This window comes from Deinococcus sp. LM3 (genome assembly GCF_002017875.1).
Taxonomy (GTDB): Bacteria; Deinococcota; Deinococci; order Deinococcales; family Deinococcaceae; genus Deinococcus.
Genome location: NZ_MUFV01000003.1, coordinates 167,885 through 187,255, shown reverse-complemented (window position 1 = coordinate 187,255; position 19,371 = coordinate 167,885). Strand labels below are relative to the sequence as shown.

General features: G+C 75.3%; 17 protein-coding genes. 9 read left to right on the top strand and 8 right to left on the bottom strand.

The genetic code is table 11. The annotated features are described in order from the left end of the window. Positions 1 to 14 precede the first annotated feature (14 nt). From BXU09_RS16830 to BXU09_RS16815, 4 genes are read left to right on the top strand one after another with little or no spacing between them, the layout of a single operon-like run. Positions 15 to 2,054, top strand: coding sequence for a response regulator (locus BXU09_RS16830; protein ID WP_078305495.1), 2,040 nt, complete (start codon positions 15 to 17; stop codon positions 2,052 to 2,054). Beyond that, positions 2,051 to 3,019 (top strand): chemotaxis protein CheB, encoded by a 969-nt coding sequence (locus BXU09_RS16825; RefSeq protein ID WP_078305494.1) that lies wholly within the window; start codon positions 2,051 to 2,053, stop codon positions 3,017 to 3,019. Before BXU09_RS16830 ends, BXU09_RS16825 begins: the two co-directional genes overlap by 4 nt. Continuing rightward, positions 3,016 to 3,855 (top strand): Hpt domain-containing protein, encoded by an 840-nt coding sequence (locus BXU09_RS16820; protein WP_078305493.1) that lies wholly within the window; start codon positions 3,016 to 3,018, stop codon positions 3,853 to 3,855. The genes BXU09_RS16825 and BXU09_RS16820 overlap by 4 nt, the downstream gene beginning before the upstream one ends. After that, positions 3,852 to 4,847 (top strand): diguanylate cyclase, encoded by a 996-nt coding sequence (locus tag BXU09_RS16815; RefSeq protein WP_078305492.1) that lies wholly within the window; start codon positions 3,852 to 3,854, stop codon positions 4,845 to 4,847. Before BXU09_RS16820 ends, BXU09_RS16815 begins: the two co-directional genes overlap by 4 nt. 16 nt (positions 4,848 to 4,863) lie before the next feature. On the opposite strand, the gene dhbA is transcribed toward BXU09_RS16815, so the two are convergent. The 6 genes from dhbA to BXU09_RS21990 are packed head-to-tail and all read right to left on the bottom strand — an operon-like array spanning position 4,864 to position 11,478. Then, the gene (gene dhbA, locus BXU09_RS16810) at positions 4,864 to 5,646 is read right to left on the bottom strand and encodes a 2,3-dihydro-2,3-dihydroxybenzoate dehydrogenase (protein WP_078305491.1); all 783 of its coding nucleotides are present in this window, start codon (positions 5,644 to 5,646) and stop codon (positions 4,864 to 4,866) included. Beyond that, a complete protein-coding gene (locus tag BXU09_RS16805) occupies positions 5,643 to 6,938 on the bottom strand; it encodes a condensation domain-containing protein (RefSeq protein WP_078305490.1) in 1,296 nt (431 codons plus the stop codon). The genes dhbA and BXU09_RS16805 overlap by 4 nt, the downstream gene beginning before the upstream one ends. Beyond that, positions 6,935 to 7,831, bottom strand: coding sequence for an isochorismatase family protein (locus BXU09_RS16800; RefSeq protein WP_078305489.1), 897 nt, complete (start codon positions 7,829 to 7,831; stop codon positions 6,935 to 6,937). Before BXU09_RS16800 ends, BXU09_RS16805 begins: the two co-directional genes overlap by 4 nt. Next, positions 7,828 to 9,537, bottom strand: coding sequence for an AMP-binding protein (locus tag BXU09_RS16795; protein ID WP_240501454.1), 1,710 nt, complete (start codon positions 9,535 to 9,537; stop codon positions 7,828 to 7,830). Before BXU09_RS16795 ends, BXU09_RS16800 begins: the two co-directional genes overlap by 4 nt. Continuing rightward, a complete protein-coding gene (locus BXU09_RS16790) occupies positions 9,534 to 10,733 on the bottom strand; it encodes an isochorismate synthase (RefSeq protein ID WP_078305488.1) in 1,200 nt (399 codons plus the stop codon). Before BXU09_RS16790 ends, BXU09_RS16795 begins: the two co-directional genes overlap by 4 nt. Positions 10,734 to 10,767: 34 nt before the next feature. Next, on the bottom strand, positions 10,768 to 11,478 hold the full coding sequence (locus BXU09_RS21990) for a hypothetical protein (protein WP_078305487.1): 711 nt from the start codon (positions 11,476 to 11,478) through the stop codon (positions 10,768 to 10,770). Positions 11,479 to 11,725: 247 nt separating this feature from the next. Here BXU09_RS21990 and BXU09_RS16780 point away from each other — a divergent pair, with 247 nt between their 5' ends. From BXU09_RS16780 to BXU09_RS16760, 5 genes are read left to right on the top strand one after another with little or no spacing between them, the layout of a single operon-like run. Next, positions 11,726 to 12,082, top strand: a complete 357-nt coding sequence (locus tag BXU09_RS16780; RefSeq protein WP_078305486.1) for a hypothetical protein — start codon at positions 11,726 to 11,728, stop codon at positions 12,080 to 12,082. A 13-nt stretch (positions 12,083 to 12,095) separates the two neighbouring features. Further along, on the top strand, positions 12,096 to 13,046 hold the full coding sequence (locus BXU09_RS16775) for an SIP domain-containing protein (protein ID WP_078305485.1): 951 nt from the start codon (positions 12,096 to 12,098) through the stop codon (positions 13,044 to 13,046). Positions 13,047 to 13,097: 51 nt separating this feature from the next. Then, a complete protein-coding gene (locus tag BXU09_RS21215; protein WP_078305484.1) occupies positions 13,098 to 14,015 on the top strand; it encodes an ABC transporter substrate-binding protein in 918 nt (305 codons plus the stop codon). Then, positions 14,012 to 15,076 carry an iron ABC transporter permease gene (locus BXU09_RS21210; RefSeq protein WP_078305483.1) on the top strand — a complete coding sequence of 355 codons (1,065 nt, stop codon included), beginning with the start codon at positions 14,012 to 14,014 and terminating at the stop codon, positions 15,074 to 15,076. Before BXU09_RS21215 ends, BXU09_RS21210 begins: the two co-directional genes overlap by 4 nt. Beyond that, positions 15,073 to 15,867 carry a heme ABC transporter ATP-binding protein gene (locus BXU09_RS16760; protein WP_078305482.1) on the top strand — a complete coding sequence of 265 codons (795 nt, stop codon included), beginning with the start codon at positions 15,073 to 15,075 and terminating at the stop codon, positions 15,865 to 15,867. The genes BXU09_RS21210 and BXU09_RS16760 overlap by 4 nt, the downstream gene beginning before the upstream one ends. Before the next feature lie 65 nt (positions 15,868 to 15,932). Here BXU09_RS16760 and BXU09_RS16755 read toward each other — a convergent pair whose 3' ends face one another. Both BXU09_RS16755 and BXU09_RS16750 read right to left on the bottom strand, forming a co-directional pair. After that, positions 15,933 to 18,050, bottom strand: coding sequence for a hypothetical protein (locus BXU09_RS16755; protein WP_078305481.1), 2,118 nt, complete (start codon positions 18,048 to 18,050; stop codon positions 15,933 to 15,935). Between the two features lie 248 nt (positions 18,051 to 18,298). After that, a complete protein-coding gene (locus BXU09_RS16750) occupies positions 18,299 to 19,366 on the bottom strand; it encodes a diguanylate cyclase (protein WP_240501452.1) in 1,068 nt (355 codons plus the stop codon). Positions 19,367 to 19,371 lie beyond the last annotated feature (5 nt).

Sequence of the window (19,371 nt, the reverse complement as noted above, 5' to 3'; positions counted from 1 at the left end):
CGGGGTACGCGCCCTTGAACCACCGGGACGCCACGCCCCCTCCTGGCCCCGCTGCGGGTCCCGCCTTCCGCGCCGACCGTGACCTGAGCGGCGCGCTGCGCGGCGAGTGGCTGGCGCTGCGCGCGGACCTGTGCGCCGGGGGGGACGCGGCGGCGCGGGCGCTGCACTCGCTTCGCGCGGCGGCGGCCGTCGAGGACGACCCGGCCCTGGCCGCCGCGACCGACCGGGCCGAGCAGCTGCTGGGCAGCGCCCAGGTCCCGGTCGGCGGGTGGGAGGCGCGGCTGCGGGAGCTGGGACTGCTGGAATCCGCCCGGCCGGAACCCGCCCCTCCGCCTCCCACCACGCTGCCTCCCGTCACTCCGCCTGCCGCCACTCTGCCCTCATCCACGCCGGCCGCGCCTGATCCCGCCGCCTCCGGCTCCCCGGACGACGACGCGCAGTTCGTGCGGATGGACGTGCGCAAGCTGGACGCGCTGCTGGCGCTGGCCGGTGAGCTGACCGGGGCGAGGCTGCAACTGCAGGAGCGGCTCGCGCAGGCCCGCGCCTCGCAGGACGCCGGGGCGTGGCGGTCCGTGCAGGCCTCGCAGCACGCCCTGAAGACCCTGACGGACGACCTGGCGCGCGAGGTGCTCGCCGCGCGGCTGCAACCGGCGCGGCCGTTCCTGCTGGGCTTCGAGCGGGCGCTGCGGGACGCGGCGCGGCAGGCCGGTAAACGCGCCCGGCTGGTGGTGGGGGCCTCGGGGGTGGAACTCGACCGGCACACCATGGACCGCCTGCGCGCGCCGCTGCTGCACCTGATCCGCAACGCCGCCGACCACGGCCTGGAGGACCCGGCGACCCGCGCGGCCGCCGGGAAATCCCCGGTGGGCACCGTGCGCCTGGACGCCTACAACGCGGGCGGGCAGGTCGAGGTGACGGTCACGGACGACGGCAGCGGCGTGAACTTCGCGGCGGTGCGGGACTCGGCGGCGCGGCGGGGCGTGACCCTGCCGGACGGCGCTCCCCTGGACGCGGCCCTGCCGGACAGCGGGCCGGACGGCGGGCTGGACGAGGCCGCCCTGACCGAGCTGCTGTTCACGCCGGGCTTCAGTTCCCGCGAGCAGGTCACGGACCTGTCCGGGCGGGGCGTGGGGCTGGACGTGGTGCGCACGCAGGCGCGGCAGCTGGGCGGCGACGTGACGCTGCGCAGCACGGGGCAGGGCACGACCGTGACGCTGCGGGTGCCGCTGACGCTGGCGACAACGCGCGTGGCGGTGGTGCGCTGCGGCGAGCAGCTGCTGGCCGTGCCGGTCACCTGGGTGGAACGCGCCGGGCGGGCCGGGCCGCTGCGGACCCTGGAGGGCCGGCGGGTCCTGCGGGTCGGGGATCAGACGGTGCCGGCCGCGCCGCTGCTGGCGCTGCTGGACGGGGAGGCGGGCGCGGCGGGCGAGCCGGGAACGTTCCTGCTGGTCCGGCAGGGGCCGCAGCGGCTGGCGCTGCTGGTGGACGCCCTGATGGGCGAGCAGGAGATCGTGATCAAGCCGCTGCGCTGGCCCCTGCAGGGCGCCCCGCACCTGGAGGGGGCCGCGATCCTGCCGTCCGGTCAGGTCGTGCCGGTCCTGAACGTCCTGGCGCTGCACCTGCCGGCCGGCCGGCCACCAGCGGGACGGCCACCGGCGGGCAGCCTGGACGGGACGCCGGTGCCGGCGGCCCCGCCGCGCGTGCTGCTGGCCGAGGACACGGCCGTGACGCGGCAGCTGATCACGCAGATCCTCCAGCAGGGCGGGTTCGAGGTGCTGCCCGTCCCGGACGGCGCGCAGGCGCTCGCGGCCCTGCACGCGCAGCCGCCGGACCTGCTGCTGACCGACGTGGAGATGCCGGAACTCGGGGGGCTGGAGCTGGTGCGCCGGGTCCGGGCCGATCCCCGCACGGCGAACCTGCCGGTGGTGCTGCTCACGTCACTGGACTCGCCGGGTGACCGGGCGGCGGGCGCGGAGGCCGGCGCGGACGCGTACCTCGTGAAGGGTGAATTCAGTCAGGAGGCGCTGCTGCACACCGTCCGGAGGCTGCTGTGACGAACGGGCCGGGGACAAACGGGGCCGGGACGAACGGGCCGGGCCTGACCGTGCTGGTCGCCACCGACCCGCAGCGGCGACTGGAGGGCGCGCGGCTGCTGCCCACGCCCCGGCTGCTGACCGTGTCCGTGATGGGGGCGCTGGCGTACCTGGAACGCGAGGGGCTGCGCGGCGCGACGCTGCTGCTGACGCCGCCGCTACCGGACCTGGATCTCGAGCAGGTGCGCGGGCGGGCGCGGACGCTGGGCGTGCGCCTGATCATGGTGGGCGGCGCGCCGCTGCCGGGCGTGCTGAGCGCCCCGGACCTCGCGGCGGCGGCGGCGCTGTGCCGCGTGCCGGTCCTGATGAGCGCCGCGCCGGTCCCGGCGGCGGTGACTGCTGCGGTGACTGCTGCGACCACCACCGCGCCCGCCCGGACCGGCGCGCGCCTGACGCTGATCGGCGCGAGTACCGGCGGGCCGCGCCTGCTGGCGACGCTGCTGCGGGACCTGAGCCCGGTGGGCGCGGTGGTGGTCGCGCAGCACATCTCGGCGGGGTTCGGGCCGAACCTCACGCAGTGGCTGGGCACCCTGACGGGCGCGCCGGTCGGCACGGCCAGCGACGGCCTGCCACTTCAGGCGGGGCACGTGTACGTCGCGCCGGACGGGCATCACGTCGAGGTCAGTGGCGGGGCGCTGCGCGTCCGGCCGGGCCGTCCCGGTCAGGAGCACCTGCCGTCCATCGACGCGCTGTTCGTGTCGGCCTGCTCACACCGGGGGCCGGTCACGGCGGCGCTGCTGACCGGCATGGGCAGTGACGGCGCGCTGGGGCTGGCGCAGCTGCACCGCGCCGGGGCGACCACGCTGGTGCAGACGCCGCAGAGCGCGACCGTGCCGTCCATGCCGCAGCAGGCACTGGCGCGCGTGCAGCCCAGCGGCGTCCTCGACCCGGACGCCCTGCGCGCCGCGCTGCGGAGGCTGGCGTGACCCTCGACCCACACGACTTCCTGCCGCTGTTCGCGCAGGAGACCGCCTCGCAACTCGGGGCGCTGGAGGCCGCGCTGCACGCCCTGGAGGACCGCCCGGACGACGCCGGGGCGCTGCGCTCAGCGTTCCAGGCGGCGCACTCCATCAAGGGCGGCGCGGCCATGCTGGAACTGCACGCCCTGCACGCCCTGATGGGCGCCTTCGAGGACCTGCTGCACCACCTGCGCGACCAGCCGGGAGGGACCGGGGCGTGGCTGCCGGACGCCTTCACGGCCCGCGACCTGATCCTGGCGCAGCTGGCCGACCTGCGCCCCGGCGCGCCCACCCCGCCGGAGGTCGCGCAGCTGATCCTGAACCTGCGCGGCCACACGCGCCCCGCAGCGGCTCCCACGGCGGACAGCGGGGTCGCCCCCACGGCCGCCCCCACCCCGCTGCCCGGCCCGCTGCCCGGCCCGCTGCCCGGCCCGCTGCCCGCCCCGGCGGCGGAACCCGGCCTCCCGCAGGCGCCGCCCGCAGCGGCCGTGATGGACGTCAGCGTCCTGGCGGCCGACTCGACCGGCGAGCACCTGCGCGCGCTGGGATTCACGGTGCAGGTCGCCACCGGGGTCGTGCCGTTCACCGGGCAGCGGCTGGGCGTGGTGTCGGCGCGGCTGGCGCCGGGGGCGCTGGACGCCGGGTGGCCCGCCGCGCACCTGAGCGTCCTGAGCGAATCGGCCCCCGTACGGGCGGCGTGGGCGGCGCGGGGCCTGCACGTCACGGCGCGTCCGGTCCGCGCGGCGCGTGATACCGTGCCGGACGCCTGGAGGGCCGCCTCCCTTCAGGGGAGGCCGGAATGAACGTACTGATCGTCGACGACAGCGCCCTGATGCGCGCCATGCTCACGCAGGCCCTCGCGCCGACCGGCGCGTCCGTCCGCGCGCCCGGCACGCTGGACGAGGCCCGCGCCGCCCTCGGCATGACCGGCGGCGACCCGGCAGGGGTGGACGTGCTGCTGCTCGACCTGATCATGCCCGGCACGGACGGCCTGACGTTCCTGCGCGAACTGCGCGGCCACCCGCACCTGGAGGACCTGAGCGTGATCATGGTGACGGCCGTGCAGGAAGAGGAGCAGCTGGACGCGGCCTTCCAGGCGGGCGCGACCGATTACGTCACCAAACCGATCCGCCCGGCGGCGCTGTGCGCCCGCACGACCAGCGCCGCCCGCCTGACCCGCGCGCTGCGCTCCCGGCGCGAGCGGGAGGCGGAACTGCTGGTCCTGAACGGCCGCCTGAACGCCCTGAACGATCAGCTGGAACTGCTGTCCCAGACCGACGCCCTGACCGGCATCGCCAACCGCCGCGCCTTCGACGCGCAGTACGGGCACGCGCTGGCGCTGCACGCGCGCAGCCAGCTGCCCGTGACGCTCCTGATGATCGACATCGACCACTTCAAGGGCTTCAACGACGCGCTCGGCCACCCGGCCGGGGACGCCTGCCTGCAACAGGTGGCGCGCACCCTGCGGGCCTGCGCGCCGCGCAGCACGGACCTCGTGGCCCGCTACGGCGGCGAGGAATTCGCGGCGCTGCTGCTCGACACGGACCGCGAGGGCGGCGAGACGGTCGCGGCGCGGATCCAGGAGGCGCTCGCGGCGCTGCGGCTGCCGCACCCGCGTCACCCGCTGGGGTTCGTGACGGTCAGCGTGGGTGTGGCCGAGGCCGCCGACCTGAGCGGCCCCGACATGCAGGCCGGCGTGACCCTCAAGGACGCGGCGGACCGGGCGCTGTACCAAGCCAAGGCGTCCGGCCGGAACCGCGCCGAGACCTGGCCTGCCGGCCGCACGTTGGCCTGACCCGCTGCGCCCCGGCTCAGGCGCCCAGGGTCGCGCCGCCGTCCACGGTGAGGTGCTGCATGGTGATGTGCCGCGCGTCGTCCGAGAGCAGGAACAGCGCGGCGCGGGCAATGTCGTCGGGGTCGGCGATGCGGCCCAGCGGAATGCCGAGCCGGGCCGTGTCGAGGTCACCCCGGATGACGCGCTGCGGGGCGGCGGGGTCGGTCCACAGCTGGCGCTGCATGGCGGTGTCGGTCGAGCCGGGTGACACGACGTTGCAGCGCACGCCGTGCGGCGCGAGTTCCAGCGCGAGGCAGCGCATCAGGTGGGTGGCGGCGGCCTTGCTGGCGGCGTAGGCGCCCATGCCGTGGCGGGGGACGTGCGCGGCGTTCGAGCCGACCGTGACGATCGCGCCGCGCCCGCGCGCCTGCATGGAGCGCGCGGCGGCGCGGGACACCAGGAAGGGGCCGGTGGTGTTCACGGCGAAAGTGCGGTGCCAGTCCTCCAGGCTCAGGTCGCTCAGCAGGCCCGGCCGCAGGATGCCCGCCACGTTCACCAGGAAATCGGTGGGGCCCAGGTCGTGTTCCGTGCGGGCCACGACGCGTTCGACGTCGGCGGGATCGGTCACGTCCAGCGGCGCGGCGTGCACGCCGGGCAGGGCGCGCAGTTCGGGCGGGATAGTCTGGATGTCGGCGGCCATGACCTGCACGCCCCGCGCGGCGAGCAGGCGCGTGACGGCCGCGCCGATGCCCTGCGCGGCTCCGGTGACGAGTGCGACCCGGCCAGTCCAGCCGTCCGGGGGTGTCGGGTCGGCAATCATGCGTGCTCCCGCAGCAGGGGGGGCAGTGGGGCGTCCGGGTCGCGCAGGGCGAGGTCCAGCCCCCGGATCAGCCGGTCGCACAGGCCACCCACCTGCGCGGGGGTGTACAGGTCCGGGTGGCCGTCCACGCTCAGGTGCAGGGTGCCGGCCCAGCCGCTGAAGGTCAGGGCGAGGTCCTCGACCGGCCCGGATGCCAGCGTGCGCGCCGTGACGCGCAGGCCGGGGCCGAGGTCCGGCGGGGCGGCGAAAGGCAGGACGTTGACTTCCGGGCCGAACAGGCGGCGGCCGTTCAGGTCCGCCCACAGGTGCTCGTAGCGGTAGCGGGCGTGCGGTTGCGCCTGGGTGCGGGCCTCGCGGACCTGGGCGGCCAGGACGCGCAGGGAGTCGTTCGGGGTGACGTTCACACGCAGCGGCAGCAGGTTCATGATCATGCAGGGCACGCGGGCGGCGGCGCTGCCCAGGCGCAGCATGACGGGCGCGGCGATCAGCGTGGCGCGCTCGCCGGTGTGGGCGTGCCAGAACGCGGCGCTCAGCGCGAACAGCGCGTCCGGCCAGCCCACGCCCAGCCGGTCGGCCCCGGCGCGCAGGTCGCGGACCAGCGTGGGGGGCAGGTCGTGTCCGGCGCGGTGGCCGCGTTTCAGGCCGCGCGTGAGCAGCGGCGCGGGCTCGAAGGGCAGGTCGGAGTACACGGCGTTCAGGGCGGCGCGGTCGCGGGCGCGGTCCGGGGACGCCTGGTACGCGCCGTCCTCCAGAATGGCGGCGTCCAGCGGGTCGAAGGGCGCGCAGGCCTCCTGCCGGTACCCGGCGGCCAGTCGCTCCAGCAGCAGGTGCATCCCGTAGCCGTCCAGGGCGATGTGGTGCGTGACGAACACCCAGCGCAGGTGGTCCGGCCCGAGGCGCAGCAGCGCGTGACGGTACAGTTCGCCGCCCGGCAGGTCCAGCGGCGCGTCCAGCAGCGCGCCCGTGATGGCCTGCGCCCGGGCGTCCGGGTCGGGGTGGCCGCTCAGGTCGTGTTCCTGCGGCGCGCGGGGCGTGACCGGCCCGAGCAGTTGCCGGACCCGCTGCCCGTCGTCCCGGAAACGGACGTGCAGCGCCGGCACCTCGCGCAGCGTGTCACTCAGCGCCGCGCGCAGCCGCACCGGGTCCAGGGGGCCGCACAGGTCGAGCGTCTCGGCCACGTGGTTCAGGGTGCCGCCGGGCTGCTCGCGTTCCTCGGCCCACAGGCCCAGTTGCGCCTGCGTGAGCGGCAGCGCGCGCGGAACGGGCGGCGCGGGGGGGGCGGTCAGGGTCACACGGACTCCGGGACGGGCGTGGGCTCGGGCATGGGCGCAGCGGCGTTCAGGGCGTCCATGATCGCGTTCAGGGTGGGCCGGGCCGCCACGTCCGCGTACGACACGCGCCGGCCGTCGCGCTGCCAGTCCTCGGTCAGCAGCATCAGGCGCACCGAGTCCAGGCCCAGCATCAGCAGGTCGTCGTCACCGTGCAGGTCCTGCGGATCCACGCCCAGCAGGGCCGCGATCTGCCCGCGCACACGCCCCTCTATCCAGGCCTGGCCGCCCAGGGCGCGCAGGGCGTCGTCCGTGCCGGTCACCTGCGCGCAGCGGTTCGCCGCGTAGGTCAGGGCCTGTCGGTGTTCGGCCTCGCTGAAGTCGGCCACGGCGTCCCCGATCAGGAAGGGCTGCACGTCCAGCATGAACGCCTCGGCCGCCGTGAGCAGGCACCCGATGTGCGCGTACACGCCGCACACCAGCAGTTGATCGCGGCCCCAGGCGCGCAATTGACCCTCCAGCGGCGTGCGCTTGAAGGCGCTGTACCGCCACTTGGTCAGCACCGTGTCGCCGGGTTGCGGCGCGACCTGCGGGTGCACGCGGGTCTGCGCGGGGTCGTCCCGCAGACCCGTGCCCCAGAAGTCGGTCAGGAGGGCGCGGTCCTCGGGGCGCTGATCGCCGGGCTGCGCGGTGTACACGACCGGGATGCCCAGCTCGCGGCAGCGGGCGATCAGGCGCGACACGTTGCGCAGCAACTCCGGCACGGGCGGCAGCGCCGGGTCGTAGAAGTCCAGGAAGTACACCTGGAGGTCGTGGACCAGCAGCGCGGCCCGCGAGGCGTCCGGCGTCCAGGCGACGCGGGTGGCGGGGAAGGAGACGGGGTCGGGCATGGGGTAGCTGGGCAGTCTGGGAATCATGGGCGGCTCCTGTGGGTGGGGGTGGAGGGCGTGGACTGGGCGGCCAGGGCGCGCAGGGCCGGCTTGTCGGTCTTGCCGAGCGGCGTGCGCGGCAGCGCGGGCAGCGGCTCGATGCGGTCCGGGATCTTGAAGGCGGCCAGCCCCAGGTCCCGCAGGTGGCGCCTGAGGGTCAGGGCGAGGTCGGGGGCGCCGGGGGCGGTCTGCATGGGCGCGACCTGCACGAAGGCGACGCTGCGTTCCCCCAGCCACGGGTCGGGCGTGCCGACCACGGCGGCGGCCTGCACGAGCGGGTGGCGCAGCAGGGCGTGCTCGATCTCCTCGGCGGCGATCTTCTCGCCCGCGCGGTTGATCTGGTCCTTGTGGCGGCCCGTGACGACCAGCGCCCCGCCGGGCGTGCGGGTCACGAGGTCGCCCGTGCGGTAGAAGCCGTCCGGGGTGAAGGCGCGGGTGTTGTGGTCCGGCGCGCGGAAGTACCCGCGGATGGTGTACGGGCCGCGCGTGAGCAGGTGGCCGGGCGTGCCGTCCGGGACGGGCCGGTCGTGGTCGTCCACGATGCGGACCTCGTCGTGCGGGCTGATCGGGCGGCCCTGCGTGCCGAGGGCCTCGTCGTCGGGCGCGCCGGGCCGCACGTAGTTCACGAGGCCCTCGGCCATGCCGAACACCTGTTGCAGCGCCGCGCCCAGCCGGGGCCGCACCTGCCGGGCCACGTCGGGGCTCAGGGGTGCGCCGCCCACCTGCACGCAACGCAGAGACGGGAACGGGGGGTGCGGGCGGCCCTCCAGGGCGCGCAGCCACACCTGCAGCAGCGCCGGCACGAGCGCGGTGTGCGTCACGCTGTGCGCGGCGATCAGCGGGAACGCGGTGCCGGGCGCGGCGTCCGGCGCGACCACGACCCGCCCGCCGGCGTGCAGCGCGCCCAGCGTGCCGGGCGACGTGAGCGGGAAGTTGTGCGCCAGCGGCAGCGCCGCGAGGTACACGGTGTCCGCGCCGAGTTCGCACAGGTCGGCGCTGGCGCGGATGGAGTACAGGTAGTCGTCGTGGGTGCGCCCAATCAGTTTCGGCGTGCCGGTGCTGCCGCCGGACAGCTGGTACAGCGCGACCCCCCCGGCGTCCACGGGGGGTGGCGTGAAGTCCGGCGTGGGCGCGGTGGCGGCGCATGGCAGGAAGGACACCGCCTCTCCCTCCCAGGTTCCGGGGCACTCGCCCAGTGCGATGACCGGCAGCGGGCGGTCCAGGCTGGCCTGCACGCGGGCGGCCAGTGCCAGCCGCTCCGGGTCGGCGGCCGTGACGAGCGCGGCGGCCCCGGCGTGCGCGCAGAAGTACCCGAGTTCATGCTCGCGGTGCGCGGGCAGCGCCAGGATGGGCCGCACGCCCAGGCGCAGCAGGCCCAGCAGCACCTCGAAGAACGCCGGGGTGTTTGGCAGGTGCAGCGTCACGCGGTCACCGCTGCGCAGGCCCCGAGCGGCCAGGGCGGCGGCCTGCACGGTCGCGCGGCGGTCCAGTTCGCGGTACGTGACCGGCCCGTCCGGGGTCAGGAGGGCCGGGCGGTCCGCGTAACGCCGCGCGAGGCCACTCAGCCACGCGCCGAACGGTTCGCCCTGCCAGTACCCGGCCTCGCGGTACGTGCGCGCCAGGGCCTCGGGCCAGGGCGTGAACTCGTCCGGTCCGTCGTGCGGGCCGTGGTGTGGGGGCAGGGAGGTGGTCACAGGGCCTCCAGCAGCGCGGCGGGCAGGTCGGTCAGCGTGAAGCCCAGCGCGGCGAGGACCGTGCCGAACTTCGCGGCCGTCTCCTGCCGCTCGCCGGTCGGGTCGGAGTCCGCGACCAGTCCCGCCCCGGCGAACAGGCGCGCGTGCGTTCCGCGCAGCTCGGCGCAGCGGATCGTGACGGCCCACTCGCCGTCGCCGTGTTCATCGGCCCAGCCGACCGCCCCGCCGAACCAGCCCCGGTCGAAGGGTTCGGCCGCTTCCAGGTAGGCCTGGGCCGCGCCGGTCGGGACGCCGCACACCGCCGGGGTCGGATGCACCAGCGGCACGAGGTCCAGCGCGCCGGGCGAGTCGTCACGCAGCTGCGCGTGGATGGGCGTCGCGAGGTGCCAGAGCGTGGCGGTGGACGCCAGTTCCGGCGTGCGCGGCACGCTCAGGGTGCGGCACAGCGGCGCGAGCCGGTCGGCGATGGCCTGCACCATCAGCGCGTGCTCGGCGCGGTCCTTGGCGGAGTGCAGCAGCGCGTGGGCGCGCGCGGCGTCGTCGGCCGGGTCGGCGGCGGGATCGGCGGGGCGGGGGCGGGTCCCGGCCATCGGGCGCAGGTGCACGTCCCGTCCGGCGCGGCGCAGCAGCAGTTCCGGACTGGCCCCGATCAGGGTGGTGGCGTCCGGCAGCGGCAGCGAGAACGCGTACGCGGCGGGGTGCGCGGCGCGCAGGCGGGCCAGCACGGCGTCCGGGTCGGGCGCGGCGTGCAGGTGCAGGTCGAGCAGGCGCCCCAGCACGACCTTGTCGATCTGCCCGGCGCGCAGGGTCTGCACGGCGGCCGCCACCAGCGCCTCGAAACCCGCCGCGTCCGGCACGCTCACGGCGCGCGTCAGTGTGGGAAGCGGCCGCGTGGCGACGGGCAGCGTGGGAACGGGCCGCGCGGGAGTGGACAGCGCGGCCACCGGAGCAGCGAGGTCCACCGGCCGCAGGTGCGGGGCCGCGCCGGGGCGGAAGGGAACGGCTCCGACCACGCCGGGCCGCGCCGCTCCGGCCTGCCCCGCGTGGCGCAGCAGCGTCCGGCCCAGGGCGGGCAGGTCGGCGGAATCCAGGCCCGGCGGGGTGTGTGGTAGCGGCTGGGCGGTGAACGACCCGGTCGGGGCGTGCCACTCGAAGGGCCGCGTGCGCTGAGTGGGGGATGCGGTCAGGGTTGTCATGGGACCTCCGGGGCGGGAGAACGGGGCAAGTAGGTCAGAGAGGCTGGCAGGTCAGGGCGCTGACGTGCGCGCCGTGGCGGATCCAGTGGACCGGGAGGGGCGCGAACCCCGTCAGGTAGACGTGGGCCGGCTGGCCGGGGCGGGGGTCAGGGGCAGACTGAAAGTCGGGTGGGTGGTAGGGCTGGCCGCGTGCGGGGAAGGTCGCCTTGAAGGCGCACTCGCGCAGGACGTGCCTCAGGAGGTCGCGTGCCGTCAGGCCGCTGGCGTGCAGGTCGGGCGTGAGGGCCTCGGTGTCGATGCCCAGCTGATAGCCCTGTGGTCCGGCGACGGCCAGGACCAGTCCGGCGGCGTGCGTGACGCTGCCGGTGAATCCGGCGGGCCAGAGGGGCGCGCGGTGCGGGCCGGGCAGGAGGGGGGCGGGGCCGGTGTGTCCGGCGAGGGCCAGGGCCTGGGCGGCGCAGGTGCGGCCGGCGCGGTACTCGGCGTGGCGGCGCGGCGGGGCATGGGCGGGAACGGGGTGCCGTGGCGTGTGGGGCAGCGGGGGCAGCCGGGTGCCGACGCCGTCCCAGACGGGCGGGTGGGGGTCGTGCGGGTCGTGGGGTCGCAGGGTGCCGGTGAGGGTCACGCCGGGGGGCAGGGACCGGCCCAGGTCGCGCAGCGTGGCGAGGAGGACGGCGTGCAGGGGACTGGGGAGGGTGTGGGGCAGGACGCCCCGCCGCGTCTGGGTGGGCGTGGGTGGGGTCATGGGCGGGGTGGACCGAACGGTGAATGGGTCGGTCCGGCACAATCTTACAAATCCGACCGGAATAGTCAAGTTTGATCTGGGATCTTCCTGGAGACCGGAGGCCGGGTGGTCACAATACTTGACTAAACCAGTCGGATTAATGCACTATCTCCCCGTCGGCCTCCCGCCGCCCCCAGACCTCCGCCCACCTTCTGGCCGTCCAGCACGCGCCAGACGCCCACTCCTCATCCCTTTCGCCGGAGACCCCATGTGTCACTCCTTCAGCCTCCTGAGCAGCGACGGCGAGCAGCGCCGGATCCTGCGCTGCACCTGCGGCAGCCTGCACGTCCTGTGGCACGCCCTGAGCCTGTCGCTGAACCACCAGGAATTCGCGCAGCTCTCGGCCCTGCTCGCCAGCAGCGACCCGCACGGCGACGCCCCCACCGGCCGCTGGCAGCGCGGCGACTGGGAACTGCGCCGCACCGACCACGCCGCCCAGCTGTGGTGCGGCCCGGCCGGCCTGACCTTCACGCACAGCGACTTCCAGGCCTTCCGTGCCCTGATCCACGGCGTCACCCTGCCCCCCACTCCCGCCGCGCCCGGCACGGCCATGCACCTCAACTGAGCCAGGAGGCCCCATGACCACCACCTACCCGGATCTGAGCGCCGAGGAAGCCGCCGCGATCATCGACCACGTCAACGAGGACCACCCGGCCGAACTGCTCCTCCTGGCCCGCGCCTTCACACCCGCCCCGACCCCAGACGCCGCCGCCGTGACCGCTCTCTACCCGGACGGGCTGGACCTGCAGGTCACGCACGCCGCCGGGCAGGACACCTACCGCGTGCCCTTCACGACCACCGACGTGCCGCCCAAGGGGCGACTGCGGGCCACCGTCGCCGCCGCCCGCGAGCAGCTGAACGAACAGCCCCGCACCCGCGAGGTCCGCTGGACCGTGCAGGCCGTCACGTCGCCCGGCGCGGACCTGCGCCGCCTGACCCTGCACGCCGACCCCGCCCCGCTGAGCGGCTGGCGACCCGGTTACGCCGCCCGCTTCCGCACGCCCGCCGGGGAACGCACCTACACCCTGCGCCGCGTTCACCCGCAGGCCGCGCTCGTCGAGGTGGACGTGTACCTGCACGGCGACACGCCCGGCTCGGTGTGGGCGGCGGGACTGCAACCCGGCGACCCGGTGGAGGCCATCCTGGGCCGCCACGAGACCCTGCCGGACCTGCACGGCGGCGCGGCCCTGCTGCTGGGCGACGAGACGGCCCTGCCCACCCTGGCCGCGCTGCTCGAACACTGGCCCGACGCTCCCGGCCCGCGCGTCCTGATCGAGGTCGCCGACCCCGGCGGCGCGCGCTACCTGGACGACGTGCGCCTGCCGCCCGGCACGCACCTGAGCTGGGTGCCGCGCGCCGGACCGCCCGGACAGGCACTCACACGCGCCGCCGCCGCACTCGATACCCCCGTCCGCGCCGCCTGGGGCGCGCTGGGCAGCCACGCGGCCCGCGAGATCCGCACGCTGCTGCGCGCCGCGCACGGCCTCGACCCGGCCCGCTGCCGCGTCGTCGGGTACTGGCAGTCCTGACCTACCCCGTCCACCCTGTCCTCCGACTTCCCACCCCATCCGAGGTTTCCCATGAACGCACGCATCCGCACCTTCCACCTGCGCACCGCCGCCACCCTCCTGCTCCTGAGCGCCGCCCCCGCCCTGTCGTCCGCGAGCGCCGCCACCGTGCGCGGCGCGGACGGCGTGAGCGTCACCGTCACCGCCCCGAAACGCGTCGTGGCGCTGAACGCCACCACCGTCGAACTGATCTACCGCCTCGGCAAGCAGGGCACCATCGTCGGCACCGACGTGACCGGCACGTACCCACCGAACAAGATTCCCAGCGTCGGCCACTGGGCGCAGCTGCCCGCCGAGGGCATCATCGCCCTGAAACCGGACCTGGTGATCGGCACCGCCGACAACTTCGCGACCGGCACGAACCCCGGCGTGGTCGCCAAACTGCGCGGCGCGGGCGTGAAGGTGCTCGTGCTGCCCGCCACCGACACCGGCGGCCTGAACGGCGTGCGCACCCGCCTGGACCTGCTGGGACAGGTGTACGGCGTGCCCGGTGCGGCCGCCGCCCTGAACCGCTCGTTCGACACCACCCTGGCCGCCGTGAAGGCCAACCAGCCCGCCCGCCCACCCCGCGTGATCTTCCTGTACGCCCACGGCCCCAACGACGCGAGCATCTACGGCACCAGCGGCGGCGCCAACGACCTGATCGAACTGGCCGGCGGCGTGAACGCCGCGCCGTTCGCGGACACCCGCACCCTGACCGCCGAGGCGCTCGTCACCATCAACCCCGACGCGATCATCCTGCTCGACCGCGGCCTGGAAGCCGTGGGCGGCGTGGACGGCACCCTGAAACTGCCGGGCGTGGCGCAGACGAACGCCGGCCGCAACCGCCGCATCTACTCGGTAGACAACTCCATCCGCTGGATCGGGCCGCGCCTGCCGGAATTCGCCCTGAAGCTCTCCCGCCAGTGGAAGGCCGACTTCAAGAAGTGACGGTCCTGAGCACCCAGGTGGCCGCACCCAGCCGGCAACGCCGCCGCGCGGCCCTCACGCTCGGCGTCCTGCCGCTCGCGCTGCTGGGCGCGGTCGTGCTGGCCGTCGGGAGCGGCGCGGTCGCTATCTCGCCCGCGCAGGTCCTGAGCATCCTGTACTCGCCGCTGGGCCTGCCGCCCCTGGAAGCCTTCGACCCGCAGCAGGCGGCCGTCCTGAGCGGCATCCGCCTGCCGCGCGTGGTGCTGGGCGCGCTGGTCGGCGCGGGCCTCGCGGTGGCGGGCGCGGCCATGCAGGGCCTGTTCCGGAACCCGCTGGCCGATCCGGGCCTGCTGGGCCTGTCGAGCGGCGCGGGCCTCGCGGCGGCCGCGAGTGTGGTGCTGGGCTTCACGGCCCTCGGCCCGTACTCGCTGCCGGTCGCGGCGTTCACCGGCAGCCTGCTGTGCACCGTGCTGATCAGCGTCCTGGCGCAGAGCCGGGGCCGGGTGGAGGTCAGCACCATGCTGCTGGCCGGCATCGCCGTGAACGCCCTGTGCGGCGCCGGGACCGGCCTGATGACCTTCCTCGCCACCGACGAGCAACTGCGGACCATCACCTTCTGGAGTCTGGGCACGCTGGGCGGCGCCACCTGGCCCGGCGTGCTGAGCGCCGCGCCGCTGATCCTGATGGGCGCGCTGCTGCTGCCGCTGCTGGGCCGCGCCCTGAACGCCCTGACGCTGGGCGAGCACGGCGCGGCCAGCCTCGGCGTGCCGGTCACGGCCGTCAAGTGGGTGACCATCACCCTGATCGCCCTGAGTGTCGGGGCGGGCGTCGCAGTGTCCGGCACCATCGGCTTCGTCGGGCTGGTCGTGCCGCACCTGCTGCGCCTCCTGACCGGCCCGGACCACCGGACGCTGCTGCCCGCCTCGGCGCTGGCGGGCGCCACGCTGCTGGTCCTGGCGGACCTGCTGGCCCGCACGGTCGTCACGCCGGCCGAACTGCCCATCGGGATCATCACGGCCCTGATCGGCGCGCCTTTCTTCCTGCACCTGCTGCGCGCCCGGCGCGGCCAGGAGCGCCCGTGACCGCCCCCATCCCACCGGTCCTGTCCCTGGACGACCTGACCGTCAGTGTGGCCGGACGCACCCTGCTCGGCAGCGTCACCACCAGCCTCACACGCGGCGAGGTGCTGGCCGTGCTGGGCCGCAACGGCGCCGGCAAGAGCACGCTGCTGCGCGCCGTGACCGGCGAACTGCGCGCCGCCGGGGTCACGCTGTTCGGGCAGCCGCTCGCCGCGCACCGCCCCGGCCCGCTTGCCCGCCGCCGGGCCGCCGTCGCCCAGCACACGCCCCTGAACTTCGCGCACGAGGTGCTGGACATCGTGCTGCTGGGCCGCATCCCGCACGGCCGCCACGAGACCGAACGGGACCGCGAGATCGCGCGGGGCGCCCTGCGCCGCGTGGGCCTGGGCGGTTTCGAGACCCGCGACATCCTCACCCTGTCCGGCGGCGAACAGCAACGCGTGCACCTCGCCCGCGCCCTGGCGCAGCTGCATACGGACGACCCCGCCCCCGACCGCGCCCTGCTGCTGGACGAACCCACCGCCAGCCTCGACCTCGCGCAGCAGCACGCTGTCCTGCGCCTCGCCCGCGACCTCGCCGCGCAGGGCGTGGGCGTGCTGGCCGTGCTGCACGACCTGAACCTCGCCGCGCAGTACGCCGACCGCGTCCTGATCCTCGCGGACGGACAGGTGCTGGCCGACGGGCCGCCCGAGCAGGCCCTCACGCCCGCCACCATCCGCGCCGCGTACGGCCACGACGTCCTCGTGACCCGCCACCCCTGCCTCGCCTGCCCGCTGATCGTCAGCGCCAGCTGAGCGCAGGGCTGCCCACCCGGCCTCCGCTCCGACTGTCCGGCAGGACCGTCAGCGCGGGGGCCTGATCAGCTCAGGGCGTTCAGGATGGCGTTCAGGTCGCGGTGCAGCTCCCCGGTCCGTTCGAAGTGACGGTACGGCGTGGGGAAGGTCGCCTGCAGCCACGCGGGACCGCGTTCGGCCAGCGGCGCCCGCAGGTGCGGCACGCCGAGGTCCGTGAACAGCCGCGTCAGGGCCGCCGCGTACGCATCGGGCGTGCGCGGGCCGGGCGGGGTGGTGAACACCTTTTTCGGGGGCGTGCCGGCTCGGGACACGCGGCGGTACACGTCCAGGGCGTGACGGGCAGCGCGCAGCTGCGCGGGGTCGAGGCGGCCGGGCGGCTGGTGAACGGCGCGGCTCACGGCGCGGCGGTACTGGACCGGCACGAGGCTGGACAGCCCGCGCCCCCAGCCTTCCTGCAACGCGGCCCGGTCGGCGGCGAGCGGATCGGCGGCCAGCGGGTCGGGCGCCCCGGTCCCTGTGGCGGCTGCCTTCGCGGGGCTGCTGACGGCCGTCCTGCTGGCCTTCTCCCCCGTGGCCTGTGACGCAGTGGTCTTCTGCACAGCAGTCTTCTGCGTAGTGGTCTTCTGCACAGTGGCCTTCTGCACCGTGGCCTGTGGCGCGGCGGGCTGTGACGCAGCCGCTTTCGGCGCACCGGCTTTCTGCACGGAACTTTTCTGTGCGGCGGCTTTCTGTGCGGGGGCCTTCAGTGAGGCCGCGCCTGCCCGGCCCGGCGCCTTCGCGGGGGCGGGCGCGTCGCGGCGGGTGCCGTTCAGGGCGCGGCCCACCAGTTCGGATTCCTGGATGGGTTTGCCGTCGCGGTACCGCTGCCACAGGCCGTCCAGGACGATCAGACTGGTCGCCTGCCGCCGCATGTGCAGCAGCTCGCGGGCGCGTTCCACCCGTTTCTCGCGGCCCAGCAGCAGCGCCGTGTACGTCAGGAACTGCCGCGCGGTGCGGGGCACGCCCGGTTCGCCCTGGTCCGGCAGGGCCAGCAGCGTCTGGCGCAGCGCGGCGTAGTCGTCGGCACGCAGCGCGCCGGTGTTGATGCCGGCCTCCACGCGCCGCCACTGCGCGGGGCTGAACACGGCCTTCAGGCCCCACAGCCACGCCCGCGCGCCCTGCACGTGCGGGTCGTCCCGGACGTCCAGCAGTTCCAGGCCGCTGCCGGGTTCGATCACGCGTTCCACGCGCGGCGCACGCACGGTGGGCCGCAGCCGTTCCGGCGGCCCGAGTTCCCGCAGCCGCTCCAGCACCCCGGCGTCCCGCGAGAGGCGTTGCAGCAGGGTCAGGTCCTCCAGGCGGAAGGGCCGGCGACCCCGGATGGTCTCCAGCAGGAAGTCGCGGGTGTCCTCGGGCAGGTCCAGGTGCTCCTGCACGGCAGTCCAGTGGCCCACGAGGTTCGTGAGGCGGCTGGCGCGCAGGTACTCCTCCCATTCGAGGTGATCCATGCGGTTGCCCGCCCCGGCGCGGGGCCGCAGGGTCCGCCGGGGCCGCGCCGCCTGCGCCGCCGGGGGCTGGAAGGCGGCCGGGGCGGGCGCGAAGGCGCTGGGGGCCGGTTCCTCGTTCCGGGCACGGGTCAGGACCCGCAGTTCGCTCAGGACGGCCAGCGGCAGGGGTTTCTCGGTGTCCTGAAGGCGCTGGAGTTTCTCGCGCAGGTCGGCGCTCAGGCCGCCGCCACCCGCCATGGCGGTCAGGACCCAGTCGAGGCCCTGGGCACGCAGGTACTCACGCCAGTTCCCGGCGTTCTCCAGCAGGTCCGCCTGCGACTGGGTCTGCGTGCGGCGCACGTGCGCGCCCACCTGATCGGCGAGGTGCGCGCCGACCTGCCGCCCGCGTTCCTCGCCCAGCACCCGCGCGAACACGCAGGAACTCCCGATCGGGCCGATCTGCTCGCCGGTCAGGGTGGTCACGCGGAACTCGTAGCGCAGGTGGTGGCCGGAGCCCGGCGGGCACAGCAGGCATTTCAGGTGCGCCTGCCGCGCGCCGTGATCCACGACGTGCAGGCCCGTGAACAGGTCGAAGGCGGCCGCGTCCTCCCGTCCGGGGACGAGCAGCGTGGCGTGCGTGAGGCCCTGACTGGTCAGGTGCTGGTGAACGTGCTCCAGAACGGCACGCGTGGCGGGAACATGAGCGAGAAGGTACATGCAGGGAGTAGGGGTCCTGGGATGGGGGGGCGCGCCCACGCGCGTCGGCGCGGGCGGCAGGCGAAGACCGGGGTTGAAGATCGGTGCAGGCTGCAGATCCGGTCAGGGGGCCGCTCGGGGTGAAGCCGCCGGGGCCTCACGGAGGCCGCGCACCGGCACGGCCGACAAGGCAGAATAACACCAGCGCCGCCGCTCCCGCCGCGTGGCGGGCCGGGCGAGGTCCGAAGGCGGCGGTCAGGGGGATGCGCTCAGGGACCGGCGACGATCCGGTTGCGGCCCTGCGCCTTGGCGCGGTAGAGGCGTTCGTCGGCCTGCGCGGCGGCGTCCGGGCCGACGGGCACCAGACCGCCGGACACCGTGAAGGTCTCGGAGGGCAGGCCCACCCGCCGCGCCAGCAGGGCGTGAACCTGCGCGCGGACCCGTTCGGCCACGCCCGCCGCGCCGTCCGGACTGCCGAGCAGCACGGCGAATTCCTCGCCGCCCAGCCGGTACAGGTGGTCGCCGCTACGCACATGTTCCTGCACGAGCGCGCAGAAGGTCTGCAGGACCCGGTCGCCGGTCTCGTGCCCGTAGGTGTCGTTGATGCGCTTGAAGTGATCGAGGTCCAGCAGCAGCAGGTGCGTGTCGTCCGGCGCGACCGGCAGATCCAGTTCGAACTGACGGCGGTTCAGGGCGCCGGTCAGGGCGTCCGTGAACGCCAGCGTCCGGTAGTGCCGCTGGCGGGCCAGGGACTGCATGCGGGTGTGCCCGGCCACCTGCCCCAGCAGCAGCCCGGCGGCGCTCAGCGCGACCAGCGCCGCGTAGGCCGCCACCGCCTGGGTCCAGGGTCGCCCACCCAACGCGAACGCCGCGAACAGTGGCAGGTTCGCCAGCGCGAACAGGCGCAGCGCCACCCAGGGCGTGCGCAGCAGGGCGTCGCCCGGTACGGCGCTCAGGTTCAGCCACGAGCCGTTCGGCGCGGCCAGCCACGCCACGAGCAGCAGTTGCGCCAGCGACGGCCCGGCCCCCACGCCGCCCAGCAGGAACCGGAATACTCCGACCGGCAGCGCGACCGCCAGTCCGGCCAGCCGCCCGTGCCGCCGGGCGACCAGCGCGACCGGCACCATCCGGAAGTCGAACAGGATGCCCGGCGCCAGCGGCACCGCGTTGACCAGCGCCAGGAACGACGTGCCGACCAGCGAGAGGTACCGCGCGGTCAGCGCCGCCGGGCGGTCCGGGCGGCCCACCTCGAAAAACGTCAGGCTGACCAGAAAGACCCCGGCGATCAACACGGCGAGATTCAGTACCACGCCGTTCAGCAGGGCCAGGACTTCCACGCGTC